This is a genomic window from Colwellia sp., assembly GCF_013215345.1.
In the GTDB taxonomy this organism is placed as follows: domain Bacteria; phylum Pseudomonadota; class Gammaproteobacteria; order Enterobacterales; family Alteromonadaceae; genus Colwellia.
Genome location: NZ_JABSOV010000108.1, coordinates 1 through 12823 on the forward strand (window position 1 = coordinate 1; position 12823 = coordinate 12823).

The 12823-nt window shown below is 39.1% G+C and carries 16 protein-coding genes and 1 pseudogene; 9 read left to right on the top strand and 8 right to left on the bottom strand.

Annotated features, from left to right (window positions below; genetic code table 11):
- Positions 1-259: pseudogene (locus tag HRT50_RS14400) on the top strand (amidohydrolase); the annotation flags it as partial.
- Positions 260-326: 67 nt separating this feature from the next.
- On the opposite strand, the gene norR reads toward HRT50_RS14400, so the two are convergent.
- On the bottom strand, positions 327-1910 hold the full coding sequence (gene norR / locus HRT50_RS14405) for a nitric oxide reductase transcriptional regulator NorR (RefSeq protein WP_291615683.1): 1584 nt from the start codon (positions 1908-1910) through the stop codon (positions 327-329).
- Positions 1911-2168: 258 nt separating this feature from the next.
- Between norR and HRT50_RS14410 the strand changes: the two genes are divergently transcribed.
- From HRT50_RS14410 to hmpA, 3 genes are read left to right on the top strand one after another with little or no spacing between them, the layout of a single operon-like run.
- The gene (locus tag HRT50_RS14410) at positions 2169-2441 is read left to right on the top strand and encodes a hypothetical protein (protein ID WP_291615685.1); all 273 of its coding nucleotides are present in this window, start codon (positions 2169-2171) and stop codon (positions 2439-2441) included.
- Position 2442: 1 nt separating this feature from the next.
- On the top strand, positions 2443-3759 hold the full coding sequence (locus tag HRT50_RS14415; protein WP_291615687.1) for an NnrS family protein: 1317 nt from the start codon (positions 2443-2445) through the stop codon (positions 3757-3759).
- 47 nt (positions 3760-3806) lie between these two features.
- Positions 3807-5069 carry an NO-inducible flavohemoprotein gene (gene hmpA, locus HRT50_RS14420; RefSeq protein WP_291615689.1) on the top strand — a complete coding sequence of 421 codons (1263 nt, stop codon included), beginning with the start codon at positions 3807-3809 and terminating at the stop codon, positions 5067-5069.
- A 94-nt stretch (positions 5070-5163) separates the two neighbouring features.
- Here hmpA and HRT50_RS14425 read toward each other — a convergent pair whose 3' ends face one another.
- Positions 5164-5361 (bottom strand): hypothetical protein, encoded by a 198-nt coding sequence (locus HRT50_RS14425; RefSeq protein ID WP_291615691.1) that lies wholly within the window; start codon positions 5359-5361, stop codon positions 5164-5166.
- 19 nt (positions 5362-5380) lie between these two features.
- Complete coding sequence (locus tag HRT50_RS14430; RefSeq protein ID WP_291615693.1) at positions 5381-5650, bottom strand: hypothetical protein; 270 nt, start codon at positions 5648-5650, stop codon at positions 5381-5383.
- A gap of 213 nt (positions 5651-5863) precedes the next feature.
- Between HRT50_RS14430 and ppa the strand changes: the two genes are divergently transcribed.
- Positions 5864-6394: an inorganic diphosphatase gene (gene ppa, locus HRT50_RS14435; protein WP_291615695.1), complete on the top strand. Its 531-nt coding sequence runs from the start codon at positions 5864-5866 to the stop codon at positions 6392-6394.
- A 119-nt stretch (positions 6395-6513) separates the two neighbouring features.
- Here the strand turns inward: ppa and HRT50_RS14440 are convergent, their stop codons facing one another.
- Positions 6514-6726: a hypothetical protein gene (locus HRT50_RS14440; RefSeq protein ID WP_291615697.1), complete on the bottom strand. Its 213-nt coding sequence runs from the start codon at positions 6724-6726 to the stop codon at positions 6514-6516.
- A 140-nt stretch (positions 6727-6866) separates the two neighbouring features.
- Here HRT50_RS14440 and HRT50_RS14445 point away from each other — a divergent pair, with 140 nt between their 5' ends.
- Together HRT50_RS14445 and HRT50_RS14450 are read left to right on the top strand one after the other, a co-directional pair.
- On the top strand, positions 6867-7085 hold the full coding sequence (locus tag HRT50_RS14445; protein ID WP_291615699.1) for a hypothetical protein: 219 nt from the start codon (positions 6867-6869) through the stop codon (positions 7083-7085).
- Positions 7086-7493: 408 nt separating this feature from the next.
- Complete coding sequence (locus tag HRT50_RS14450) at positions 7494-8609, top strand: PepSY domain-containing protein (RefSeq protein ID WP_291615701.1); 1116 nt, start codon at positions 7494-7496, stop codon at positions 8607-8609.
- A gap of 66 nt (positions 8610-8675) precedes the next feature.
- On the opposite strand, the gene HRT50_RS14455 is transcribed toward HRT50_RS14450, so the two are convergent.
- The 4 genes from HRT50_RS14455 to HRT50_RS14470 form a co-directional block, all read right to left on the bottom strand.
- Positions 8676-9077 carry a VOC family protein gene (locus HRT50_RS14455; protein ID WP_291615703.1) on the bottom strand — a complete coding sequence of 134 codons (402 nt, stop codon included), beginning with the start codon at positions 9075-9077 and terminating at the stop codon, positions 8676-8678.
- 12 nt (positions 9078-9089) lie between these two features.
- A complete protein-coding gene (locus HRT50_RS14460; protein ID WP_291615705.1) occupies positions 9090-9314 on the bottom strand; it encodes a hypothetical protein in 225 nt (74 codons plus the stop codon).
- A 158-nt stretch (positions 9315-9472) separates the two neighbouring features.
- Complete coding sequence (locus HRT50_RS14465) at positions 9473-10534, bottom strand: bifunctional transcriptional activator/DNA repair enzyme AdaA (RefSeq protein WP_291615707.1); 1062 nt, start codon at positions 10532-10534, stop codon at positions 9473-9475.
- A gap of 17 nt (positions 10535-10551) precedes the next feature.
- On the bottom strand, positions 10552-11034 hold the full coding sequence (locus HRT50_RS14470; protein ID WP_291615709.1) for a DUF1203 domain-containing protein: 483 nt from the start codon (positions 11032-11034) through the stop codon (positions 10552-10554).
- Between the two features lie 427 nt (positions 11035-11461).
- Between HRT50_RS14470 and HRT50_RS14475 the strand changes: the two genes are divergently transcribed.
- Together HRT50_RS14475 and HRT50_RS14480 are read left to right on the top strand one after the other, a co-directional pair.
- Positions 11462-11911: a CidA/LrgA family protein gene (locus tag HRT50_RS14475; RefSeq protein ID WP_291615711.1), complete on the top strand. Its 450-nt coding sequence runs from the start codon at positions 11462-11464 to the stop codon at positions 11909-11911.
- Entirely contained in the window at positions 11911-12606 is a 696-nt protein-coding gene (locus HRT50_RS14480; RefSeq protein WP_291615713.1) for an LrgB family protein, read from the top strand. Before HRT50_RS14475 ends, HRT50_RS14480 begins: the two co-directional genes overlap by 1 nt.
- Positions 12607-12823: the final 217 nt, after the last annotated feature.

The window sequence follows — 12823 nt, forward strand, 5'->3', positions numbered from 1 at the left end:
TGGTAAAGATCGGGTAATGCAAGTGCCAGCAGTGATGGCTGGTGAAGATTTTGGCCGCTATTATCGCGCGGATACCAGCATTAAAAGTATGATATTTTGGGTAGGTGGTGTGCCACATGATAAATGGCAAGCGGCACAAGAAACTGGCGCAGCTTTACCATCTCTACACAGCCCGTTTTGGGCTCCTGATGCCGAAAAGGTTATTGCTACGGCAACACAAGCAATGAACAGTGCGGTATTAACGATTTTGGCGAAGTAACTGCTTAATATATTAGCAAAAGCGACTAGTTAAAACTCTAGTCGCTTAATATCAGCTAATCTCGTCCTTAAACGACTGACTTGACCACTTTTATATCCAAGCGTTTAGCAATACGATTTAAATTGGCTCGATCTGTTGATAAGCGCCTTGCCGCTGCCGCCCAATTACCCTGCTCTTCTTTGAGAACACGACTAATCAATTGCTTTTGAAAATTTTCAGTCTCTGTCTTTAGGGGTAAAATAGCACGCTCATCTGTTGTCGATGAAAAAGCATTTTCAGCAATAAGTTCTATTGGTTGCTCTACTCCTACCGCTTGCAGTGAGCCACAATCCTCAGGCTCGATAGCTATTATCGCCTTACCACGCTGGCGGGCACGCGCCTTTAGCGTCGCTCGGCTGACCACGTGCTCTAATTCGCGCACGTTACCTGGCCAATCATATTGTGTTAAGTGGACAATCGCTTGTTCAGTAATTTTTAACTGAGCAATACCAAGCTTACGCCGAGTTTGTTCGACAAAATATCCCGCTAACAATTGCACATCGCCAACCCTTTCATAAAGCCTTGGCACTCTAATGGGGTAGACACTTAATCTATGGTACAAGTCGGCACGAAAACGCCCTTCGCCCACTTCTTCTTTTAAGTTTCTGTTGGTCGCAGCAACAATACGAACATTCACTTCTTCAACATTATCTTGACCGACAGGTTGAATTTCATTGCTTTGTATCGCTCTTAATATCTTACTTTGTGCGGCTAAAGGTAACTCCCCAATTTCATCTAAAAACAAGGTGCCGCCATCGGCGAGAGCAAACTTACCGGCACGGTTTTTATCCGCGCCAGTAAAAGCACCTTTTACATGACCAAATAATTCACTCTCAATTAGATTTTCGGGTAAGGCCGCGCAATTTACATAAACCATAGGGCCATGTTGGCGTAAGGACTTTTGATGTAAGGTACGGGCAACCAACTCTTTACCAACACCCGTTTCACCATAGATTAAGATATTAAAATCAGATGATGCGACTATATCTAACTCTTGTTTAAGTTGTGACATGATAGGGCTATCACCGATAAGTTCTCCACCATCACGCTTCCATGCTTCTTCTGTTAACTCCGCGACCACCAGCTGAGAGTGATCAGCCCTACTTTCAAGTTGTTCTAACAACAACGCTGTATTCAGGGTTGCTGCGGCCATGGCTGATATGACCTCTAGGGTGCGTACTTCGATATCTTCAAAGTCGTGTGGCGTAAGGCTATCGATGGTTAATAATCCTAAAAGCTTATCATCATAATACAGTGGTAAACCCATGCATGAATGCACAGGTAAATCCCCCGCTCTATCTATTAACAAACCATCATAGGGATCTGGTAATGGTGAGTCAGCGGCAAATCGAATCGGCGCTTTAGACTGACAAAGCTCAGCAAACCTAGGGTGCTCTGCAATGTAAAAACGTCGCCCTAAAGTATCTCGACTTAAACCCTGCAAGGCGATGGGTTTAAGGATATCGCCATGATAGGAGAGTAATGCCACAGCATCGCAAGCAATGGTTTTCTTAACTGTATCTAATAAGCGGTCAAATCTATCCTTGCTATTTAAGCTAGTAGCTAGATCAAGCGCTAGTTCAATAACTGCTGATGATGATATTTGTTTCATACCTTTCCTATAATATTTTTCCTGAAAGAGTCGTGCTGATAATGCTCTTAATCTAATAACGCTTTACCAAATAACTCTGTGCATAGGACAAAATAACACGAAGGAGTCATATTGACCACAACAACACAGAGTCATTTAGACTACACGCAAACACAATAAAAACATAACATCATGAATTAACTAAATAAAAATAGTTGGCACTTACTTTGCTATATACAGAGTAAGTAATAAAATAAATCAAAGCAGACAGGATCCAGCATGTATTCGCAATTTATCATCGCTCGTCAACTACCCAATATAGAAAACGCATTAAGCTTGCAAAAATGCTTAGTGATTGGCAACTACCTAATGCTGACCTCTTTTTTAGTGGTGACTAGCTGCATATTTATCACCTTCGGCTATGACCAACACTTTGCCATTTCAGCGCAAATATCGGCCCATATAGCCACCATAGTTTTTGCTGGTTTACTTAAAATTGGTTATGTACTGCGCTGTGTTGCTTTACACGGTTTTGGCAAAAGGAACTTTTAACATGCTACAAATTCAAGACCCTGAAATTACTCAATTAAGCCATACCGCTCACGGAAGTGAGCTGCAAGGATATGCTCAACAAGGCTATGACAACCAAAACCTTATTGTGCTCAATTATATAGACCAACATCCAGTATTAGACTTACCGTTTAGAAGCTACTTTTTTCTGGCTGTCGCTAGCTCACTATTCGCGCTAGGCATTTGGGCAGCGTACTTAAATGGTTATTTCACTTTTAGCGGTAATGGTATTTCACCGTTAACTTGGCATATTCATGAAATGATTTTCGGCTTTGGCGCCACGGTAGCCGTTGGTTTTATTCTCACTGCTGCGCAAACTTGGACAGGTCAGCCAAGTATAAAAGGCTGGCCAGTACTCGGTTTTATTGCACTTTGGCTATTAATTAGAGTGGAGTTATTTATTAACCTGCCTAGCACCATCATCATGGCAATTGTCTTGCAAAGCTTTTGGTGGCTTGGCTCGATAATCGTTTTTACTCGTTTGGTGCTAAAAAGTAGCAACCGCCGAAATTACCTTTTTATTCCATTATTATCAATTTTAATGCTGCTTAACATTGCCCTACTCCTGCTCGATTTTAACGGCCACTATGAGTTAGCTCGTCATATTGCTCGCACCTGTGTCTTAATGTTTTGCTTGTTGATGGGAATTTTAGGCGGCCGAGTAATTCCATTTTTTACTGTCTCCGGCGCTAAGCTAGAGCCGATAACAGTACCTAGTTGGCTGACACCTTTATTAACCATCACTTCAATTTCAGGTGTACTGGTGTTTTTTAGCTCGGCCTTTATTGATTTACCCTTTAGCCCCGCGGGGTTGATGATAACTGCTGGCCTGCTGCACCTTATTAGACAGTGTTACTGGCGTAGCTTTGCCACCAGAAATATCGCTTTATTGTGGTCTTTGCACCTTGCTTATTTCTCCCTTGGCTTAGGGTTAATTTTATTAGGCATGAGTTACTTAACAACCCAGACTATTGAATACCTCCACATAGCAATTACCTTCGCTGATGCACTGCATTTGATCACTATCGCGGCAATGGGCTTAATGATCTTTGCCATGATGAGTAGAGTATCTCTTGGTCACACCGGCAGAGCCTTAACACCAAGTAAACTGGTGTCATGGATATTCTTTCTTATTCTTTTTTCTGCGCTGACACGAGCAATTTTGCCCAGCTTAGTTCAGCAACCACTTGTTAGTTGGAATGTTAGTGCCATAGCCTGGCTAATCGCGGGAATGCTTTTCTTGAAAGTTTACCTGCCTATTTTAACGACTAAAAAAATAGTTAAATCTTTTCGTCATTAAATAAGCCAAGACAAACTTAAATAAATATTAATTCAAAAGATCCTAAGGTGACTTTACCTTGGGCATATTCATCATTTCAGTTTACCTTAGGAGTAATCATGTTAACTGATAAGCACATCGATATAATAAAAAGTACCATTCCCCTTTTAGAGAACGCTGGTCCCGCGTTAACCGATCATTTTTATCAACGACTATTCAGCCATAATCCTGAGTTAAAAGACATTTTCAATATGGCCAATCAACACTCAGGTAGACAGCAAGTTGCTTTGTTTGAAGCGATAGCTGCCTATGCTAAAAATATTGAAAATCTAGCGGTGTTAACTACTGCGGTAGAACGTATCGCGCAAAAACATACCAGCTTTAATATTAAAGCGCCGCACTATGCTGTAGTTGGTCACCACCTTATTGAAACGTTGCGTGAATTAGCCAGTGATGCATTCACCGCCGAGGTTGAAGAAGCGTGGACAGCAGCCTATCAGTTTTTAGCACAAATTTTTATTGATAGAGAAGCAGAACTTTACCAACAGCGCGCAGAAACATTAGGCGGTTGGCGCGATGCTAGAACATTTACTGTGGTCGATAAAATAGTTGAGTCAAAACTAGTTACCAGCTTTATTTTTATGCCTGTTGATGACAAACCGGTAATAGCATATCTGCCTGGTCAGTACCTAGGCATTGAAGTGTGCGACCCAAATAGGGAGTTTAAAGAAATTCGTCAATACTCTTTATCTGATAAAGCCAATAATGAAACTTATCGAATTTCAGTTAAACGTGAACTAGCAGAAGTTGCTGGCGCTACTGCTAAAAAATTGGCTCCTAAAGGCATAGTGTCTAATTATTTACATGATGATCTACAACTTGGTGATGAGATTGATTTGTATGCACCAGCAGGAGACTTTTTCTTTACTGACCGTCAAGCGCCGGTAGTGTTGTTATCAGCAGGGGTAGGTATAACGCCAATGCAAGCCATGTTAGAGACACTAGCCCAGCAAGGTTATAACGAGTCAGTGCATTATTTACACGCCTGTGAAAATAGTGAACAGCATTCATTTGCAGCCAGAACCACCGAGCTTATTAATGAAAATAATTGGCAGCAAAACATTTGGTATCGTAATGAAGTCGTTGAACAAGATTATATTCATCACGGCATGATGGATTTAACTAAAGTAGACTTACCTATTGAGCAAGGAAATTTTTACCTTTGTGGCCCGATTGCTTTTATGCAATTTGCTAAGCAGCAGTTACTAAATCTAGGGGTAGTGGCGTCAAATATTCATTATGAAGTGTTTGGTCCACATGCTGATCTGTAACTAAAATAAGTCGCTTAAAGCACCAAGAAAAACAGCGTTTAACTGAGCTTAGTTACACTTAATTTAGCTTAGCTAAACTTAGTTAGTGCTGTTTTTATATAATATTTTCTCTATAGAAAATACTATATATAGAAAAACCGCACAGCACACCTAATTGCATATAATTTTTCAGGGCATTATCTATCGATATATTAGTATCTACCGCAGTGGCGCTTTCAATTGCCCTAGCAAATAGCTGATCATTGCTAAATGATTGCAGTAAGGCAAATTCACGCGCCGTTATGACCATCATGTCAGTTTTTAGACCCCGCCTAAAAAGCAGAAAAAGTATTACTAGCGCCATCTAGGTCTAACTCAAGATCTTGGTTCATCTGCCAAATTTTATCAATAGGATGTGTCGATTTTATTAAAGCCACCGCTGGAGCAAGTGAGAACTTCAATTGCAAGGCGTCTGCTGGAGAAATTTTTGCCAGCTTAGTCCAATCAAATCCACCACTGTCCTGTCCTAATGAGCTTTGATGAAATAACCACTCAAGCTCAGCAACATCTTTTAGGTAAGTTAAATGTTTAGCTTGTTCCAATTAAGCTAAAAATTGTGGAAAATTTTCGCCGTAATCATCCATGTTCCCGGTTGTTGGCCAATGAGTAAAAATATATAGTGGATATAGTAAATAAATTTCAATAATAACTGTTTTTTATTTGAACAGTGTTTTGCTAAGCTGAATGAGACTGGTATATACAGCGACCAAATGTAGGCTATTCTTTTAATGATTAAGTTTATTTAGGTGATTAATATGAGTTTAAATACTGTGCCCGCAGGTAGACATTTGCCTGATGATATTAATGTCATTATTGAAATACCCGCCAATGCCCTACCGATAAAATATGAAGTAGACAAGGATACTGGGGTCTTGTTTGTCGACCGATTTATGTCAGCACCTATGTATAATCCCTGTAACTATGGCTATATAAATCATACCCTTTCCCTCGATGGCGATCCTCTTGATGTTTTGGTACCAACGCCCTTCCCTTTACAGGCGGGTTGTGTGATTCGCTGTCGGCCAGTCGCGGTATTAAAAATGACGGATGAATCGGGGCAAGATGCAAAAATACTAGCAGTACCCCATAAGAGCTTAAGTAGGGAATATGAAAATATCGTTGATGTCGACGACTTACCTAAACTATTAACGGCTCAAATCACCTTATTTTTCGAACGCTATAAAGAGCTTGAAGAAAACAAGTGGGTTAAAATAGAAGGCTGGCAAGGCATTGAACAGGCCCGTAAAGAAATACTCACTAGTTATGACAGAGCATTAGCTAAATAAAGCGCTAAAAAAATACAGCTATAGCATAAATAAAATTTAGCCATAGCTAGCCATGGAGGTAACTACCTTCAAAATTTATCAACTCGCTAGTGACCTAATGTAACTGTGGCTGAAAGCACTTAGTGGCTTAAAGCAATAATTGCGCCCTCTAAAATATCCCTATCAAAAGTGTAGTTTTTTTGGTGGAATAAAATTTCAACTTGATTGTTTTTTAATACATCCGTTATATCAAACTCATCACCAAAAGCTATTTTCACATTGTCATCACGTAAATGGATATTGGTCTTAGACAAGTAATGTCCAATTGCTATTTTATTTCGGTCATATTTCATATCGCCCCCATTTAATAATAGTCGCTTAAGTGACAAAAGCACTAACGAAATTACACCTTCCCTGCAAATTCAAGGCAGGAAAAAAAGCCCTTAATACACTAAGCTTGTATATGAAACGCTACACATTAAGGGCAATCATTATGAAAATGAATGACATTCACAGTGAAATCCAAACAGGCATTATCAATTATCTATCAGTGCACCCAGAAGCATCCGCTTCAGTGCAGCGTATATGTAATCAATGGCTTGCTAATGAAAGATATGCACATAATATTGATCAAGTACAAACCGCTGTTAATGCGCTATTAACCAGAGGCGAAATGCACAAGCGTTCGGACTCAGAAATATACACCCTGTAGTATTTACCGCTTTGTTTGGCAAAATGAGTTAAGAACTGACAACGAATAATTTGTCGATGCTATGGTTGCCTGCTCGGTGCCCATTAAAGATCAGAATGGCAAATTGTTTACCTGTCTTTTCACTGATGCTCCTGTGAACCGCAAAGTTTAGCTGACTTATTAGCTTTTGAGTCAGTATTACGCCAAGCCGCCATCGAGTTAGGAGACTTGCTCAATTGCCATAGAAGCTCATTGTAATCAAAGAAAAACACCTATCATAACCTATATTTAATGACTTAGACTCACCATCAAAGAAACAAAAAAGCAAACAGGAATCACTTCTATTTGTATTTACACTCATTTCAAATTCACCTATGATAGCGCTTACAAAAAAAGTGAGCTACTAATTAGATAAACCAAGTGAAAAGCATGAGAAAAAAATTATATAAATGGCATTCCTATGGTGCACTTATTGCCATGTTACCTTTATTTATCATTTCTTTGACCGGCAGTATTTTAGTTTTCAAGGTTGAATTAGATACCTTGTTAATGCCGGAAAAAATGATGGTTGGCAGTGATTCACCTGTCACTCGTTTACCGTTAGATACTTTAATGGCAAAGGTAAAAATAGCATACCAAAATCATGAAATTGGCAGTTGGGAAATATTTGATGATAAGCAAAGAACGGATACCGCTTACCTGATCAAACATCAATCAAATACTTGGTCTAAACTTTATCTTAATCAATACACAGGAGAACTTCTCTCCAAGCCTGTCGGCTTATCGGACGATTTAACTGATTGGTTACTTGATCTACACTTTAAATTACTGCTTGATACCAATGGCATGTTTTTAGGTGCAATAGTCTCGTTGTTGCTATTATTTCTAGGCATCAGTGGCCTAATTTTATATCGTAAATTTTGGTTAAACTTTTTTACTTTACGGTTTTCACAAGCAGGTAGGATATTTTTTAGCGATCGGCATAAAATGGTCGGTATTTCGAGTTCTCCGGTCATTCTTATATTGGCTTTTACCGGAGCTTACTGGAACATAGCCGAAGTCGTTCATGAAGTCTCAGAGCACATTATTGAAGAACCCTATTTAATTAACAAAACACTTTATGATCAGTCACTTTCAATCCAGAAACTGCATGACAGTACTAAAAATTATATTAAAGATTTTGAGGCTACCTATCTGTTAATGCCCTATGAGCCCGAAATGAACATTACCTTTTATGGTAAAGTTGCTTCGGATAACCCACTAAACAGTGATTATTCGAGCACTATTACTTACGATAAAAACTCGGGGAAAATGCTACATTCACAAGATGTTAGATCCGCGAATGCTTTACATGTAACCATTGATAGCTTTAGAAAGCTGCACTTTGGCCATTTTGCTGGCTTGACTAGCCAATTAATATGGTGTCTGTTGGGTTTAAGTCCTTTGATACTCGCTTTTTCAGGTCTTTATTTATACTGGTATAGAAATCGCAACAAAAAAAAATTTTCAAAGCTGACTTACCGTAAAGTAATAAGCTCTAACTGATTATAGCCACGGTTATTTAATTGCTTTTTGAGTTGAGTTAACTTAACGGTTATCTCAACTCTGGAGTTAACTATCCCCCAATGGCTGACCATAACTAAATTCGACTCTATTGCCATCAGGGTCTAACACCCCACAATAATAGCCAACTGGGTATGGCTCTTCTTTAACCGGCCACAACAGTCGACCGTCACTTTTAGCTTTATTGGCTATAGCATCGACTTGTTGCTTACTTGCTAAGGCAAAGCCCAAGTGTGAAAAGTCCATTGATGATTGTTGATGCCCTGGACCCCCAGGTAAGAGCACAAAAATAAATTGCTTCGCTTTACCAGGCTCTGCTAACCAAATAATGTCTTTGCCATTCACATGCCTCTCGCGGACTAACTCCATGCCGGCATAGTCTTGGTAAAAAGTGACACAGCTAGCGACATCTTTAACATGCAAGGCGATATGAGTTAAGCAGGCCATCATAAATGCCCCCAACTAACCTAAGAAAAATGTTCGTAACTCTCCGACACTCGGCTGAGATCTAAATATCAAACTACCATTAATCAGTATATTGGGTGAGTGACGTATATGATGGGATTCAACTAATTCAGGATTATCTTCAATATATTCAACGCAGTAATTTATACCAACATCGTCGAGCTCACGCTTTAGGTTAGGTAAACAAAAATCGGTGTGTGTTACTAAAATTTGTACATGCATAATAGACCCCTAGCTAGCAATTTATTTACCATTAAGCTAAGTATAGCTAGGTATTTACCTTTACTGTTTTATCGCTAAGCCGTCACAATATTTTTCATTGAAGTTCAGTAGCGGATAAACCTTTATCTTTTCAGTGATACCTAAGTACTATGCTCTTATCAAGATATTTTCTTAACCTCTATATCAATTATCAGACGTTTGCGTCCCTGGCCCCAGCGATAGCCACCTAAAGCGCCATCGCCACTTATGACTCGATGACATGGAATAACCAAGGCGACATTGTTGCTCGCACATGCATTGGCAACAGCTCGGTAAGCTTTAGGAGAACCAATAGCTTGAGCGATTTCACCGTAAGACATCATTTCCCCATAGGGAATAGTTCTTAAAAAATCCCATACTTTTTTTTGAAATGCTGTCGCCCTGATATCTAAAGGCAAGTTCAGCTCAGTTGAACAACCCGCTAAATACAAGTTGAGTAAACTTAACCAATGATGCAATTGCGGTGCGCTTTTTTCGGCCATTAAGCTAATCTCAGCCCTTGGGTATTCTGCGACGAGTTGAGCGAGTAATTGATGTTTAGTATCGCCAAATTGTAAAAATGATAAACCTTTATCTGTTGCCGCGATCAATACAAGACCTAAATGGGTTTCACCAACAGCATAAGATATTGTTACGCCATCACCGCCTTTAAGGTACTTTTTAGGCGTCATGCCAAGATGACTATTCATTCGGCCATAAATAACCGAGCTGGACTCAATACCTGATTGATAAATAGCCTGGCTGACATTATCGCTTGCGCGTAAGTTTTTCTTGAGCGAATTTAGCTGAACTTGGTCAATATAACTTTTTGGCGTGACATCTAAATACTTTTTAAAAATCCTATTGATTTGAAATTGAGTGATACCAATAGAATGAGCTAATTGCAAAGCAGTTAACGAGCCCTCATTGTGCTGTTCAATTATTTTACAGGCATGAAGCAGCCTGATTAAACCGGTATCTTGTTGAGCATTCCTGTCAGGCTGGCAACGCTTACAAGCTCGATAGCCATCAGCTTGAGCCAAAGCAATACTGTCAAAATAAATGACATTTTTTCTTAGTGGTGTCTTACTTTTACATGAGGCATGACAAAATATTCTGGTGGTTTTTACACCGTAATAAAATTGAAAATTAAATGCTGAGTCATGCTCAATTATTGCTTGCCAGTATATATCATCGGCCATATTGACTACCTTTATTGTCATGCTGTCTTTCTATCAAGTCTTAAGCTGTAACAGCCGTATGCCACATACCTGGCGATAATAAACTTAACGCTAGCTTGTTGAAATAGTTCAACAATAATTTGCTCGACATTGGCGGGAGTAACTAACCGAGCAGCATAGATAGACTCATGTTCATCATAGGCTCTTAAAACAAAACTATCACCAAAGTAATCATTAGCTGAGTTAGTCGGTAGCGGGAATTTATCATAATTAACCAACTCGTTAACTTGGTTAGCCAAGACAAAAACAGCGCCATATTCCTTATAAGGGCCGGGCTTTGCAAACGGACAATAACTGGCGAGTATTAATGCCTCACCAACATTCGCTCGCCGCAATACGTCTCGACACGGCTCTCCGCCCATTGCCACCTGAGTAACTACCGGCTGATTTTGATCATCTATGCCCGATTCTCTTACCTTAATTAAAAAATCGCTGCGTATTGGTGTTATTTTATAATTCACTATTAATCCTTAAGTTTTCGATAACTAATTAAAGCTAAAGTGATTTAACTTTTGTTAAGCATAAACTTCATGTTAATGAGTAACTATCGGATTATTGCGCTGCAAGTTAAAATATCTCATCATTTAAGAGTAAAAAACGACCTCTGCTGGGTTTTAGTTATCTTAGGCATGTGCCATGCTGAAAGCTCTTATTTGACCTTTGAGAACAGAGAAGTTTAATCACAGCAATACCATTATCAGCAACTTGACTTTATTGGCGTAAAAATATCAATAAGCCCCAATCCAGCAAGTGTGTTTCCTATATAAAGAGCTTGATCACTTTGTTAGATAAAGTGATCATCTAGCTGTCTATTTGATCTTACAAACTTAATAACAATTTATTGATGACTTCATTTTGGAAAGAGACAAAGTTATATAAGGAACTAGTATGAGAAAACTCTCCGCTAAAATAATACCTAAACTAGTATCTAAGCTAAAAAAGCTAAAATTAATTTCATTAGGTTTTTGCCAAATTTTTCTGTATTTACTTATCGGTGAGTTGTTGAGTACTTTAATCCCATTACCGCCCGCAATCATTGGTTTAATCGCTTGCTGCGGGGCTTGCTTATTATTACAGAAAGTACCTGAGTCACTTGATATCGCCAGTAGTTTTTTACTAAAAAACATGGCGATATTTTTCATCCCTTATGTGGTGACAATTACGCTCTTTTGGCCTGCCTTAGCCGATTATTGGCTTGCTTGTTTGTTGGCACTTTTCATCAGTACCTTAATTACCCTATCTTTGACCAGTATAGTCAGTGATAAACTCATTGAACGTGCAGTACAAGAATCAACAAAGCGCTCAATAAATCATGCTGCGATGGATGACAAAAAATAATGCCAAGCTCAACCATGCTACTTATGCTCGCTGTTAATTTGTTAATAACTTGCACAGTTTTTAACTTATCAAGCAAGTTATATCACTACAGTAAGCATTTCCCTTTAACACATCCGTTAATACTCAGTGGCCTAGTATTGGTCGCCTTATTATCTGCCTTTGATATTGCCATTGAAGATTATCAACAAAATAGCCAAGTAATTATGATGATGCTAGCGCCAGCAACGGTGGCCTTAGGCGTTCCGCTCTACAAAAACTTAGCGGTATTAACGAAATACAAAAGCGCTATATTTATCCCTTTACTACTGGGTGCAATAATATCGCCCTGCTCGGCGCTATTATTACTTTGGTTGTTCAAGGTTGATAGCTCATTACTGTTGAGCATGATCAGTAAATCTATCACCTCGCCCATTGCTATTGATATCACTAAACTCGTTGGTGGCATTCCTGCTATCGCGGTGATCTTTGTTATTATCAGTGGCATTATTGGCGCCGCTTTAGCAACACCGTTATTTTCCTTACTGGCAATAAAACACGATATCAGTAAGGGACTATCATTAGGAATTGCTTCTCATGCCATAGGTACATCCTCCGCTGTGCAAATTAGTGAGCAGTGTGCCGCATTTGCAGTATTAGCTATGTGTTTAAATGGCTTATTAACCACCCTGGTTATTGTGCTTTATTCACTCTTTTAATTAGCCAAACTACCAAAAAAAAATAACTGCATTAACTTAGTTAGCTTTCTTACTGTCAAGATTGATAATATAGCCTCATCGAACGTTTTTTAAGGTAAAATCACCTTGCTAAAACCTCCTTCCCCCTTTACCTGGAAAATATAAATCATGCGAGTAGCCGTTTCTCAGTTTGCCACCTCCTTAAATACTCAAGAAAACCTAGCAAGCTGTATTCGTA

Excerpts from the sequence above, each read along its gene's own strand:
- HRT50_RS14440 (WP_291615697.1), bottom strand. The coding sequence starts at position 6,726 with ATGAAATATGACCGAAATAAAATAGCAATTGGACATTACTTGTCTAAG.
- norR (WP_291615683.1), bottom strand. The coding sequence starts at position 1,910 with ATGAAACAAATATCATCATCAGCAGTTATTGAACTAGCGCTTGATCTA.
- HRT50_RS14450 (WP_291615701.1), top strand. The coding sequence starts at position 7,494 with ATGAGAAAAAAATTATATAAATGGCATTCCTATGGTGCACTTATTGCC.
- HRT50_RS14465 (WP_291615707.1), bottom strand. The coding sequence starts at position 10,534 with ATGGCCGATGATATATACTGGCAAGCAATAATTGAGCATGACTCAGCA.
- HRT50_RS14460 (WP_291615705.1), bottom strand. The coding sequence starts at position 9,314 with ATGCATGTACAAATTTTAGTAACACACACCGATTTTTGTTTACCTAAC.
- HRT50_RS14410 (WP_291615685.1), top strand. The coding sequence starts at position 2,169 with ATGTATTCGCAATTTATCATCGCTCGTCAACTACCCAATATAGAAAAC.
- HRT50_RS14415 (WP_291615687.1), top strand. The coding sequence starts at position 2,443 with ATGCTACAAATTCAAGACCCTGAAATTACTCAATTAAGCCATACCGCT.
- HRT50_RS14455 (WP_291615703.1), bottom strand. The coding sequence starts at position 9,077 with ATGATGGCCTGCTTAACTCATATCGCCTTGCATGTTAAAGATGTCGCT.
- HRT50_RS14480 (WP_291615713.1), top strand. The coding sequence starts at position 11,911 with ATGCCAAGCTCAACCATGCTACTTATGCTCGCTGTTAATTTGTTAATA.
- ppa (WP_291615695.1), top strand. The coding sequence starts at position 5,864 with ATGAGTTTAAATACTGTGCCCGCAGGTAGACATTTGCCTGATGATATT.
- HRT50_RS14475 (WP_291615711.1), top strand. The coding sequence starts at position 11,462 with ATGAGAAAACTCTCCGCTAAAATAATACCTAAACTAGTATCTAAGCTA.
- HRT50_RS14425 (WP_291615691.1), bottom strand. The coding sequence starts at position 5,361 with ATGATGGTCATAACGGCGCGTGAATTTGCCTTACTGCAATCATTTAGC.
- HRT50_RS14445 (WP_291615699.1), top strand. The coding sequence starts at position 6,867 with ATGAAAATGAATGACATTCACAGTGAAATCCAAACAGGCATTATCAAT.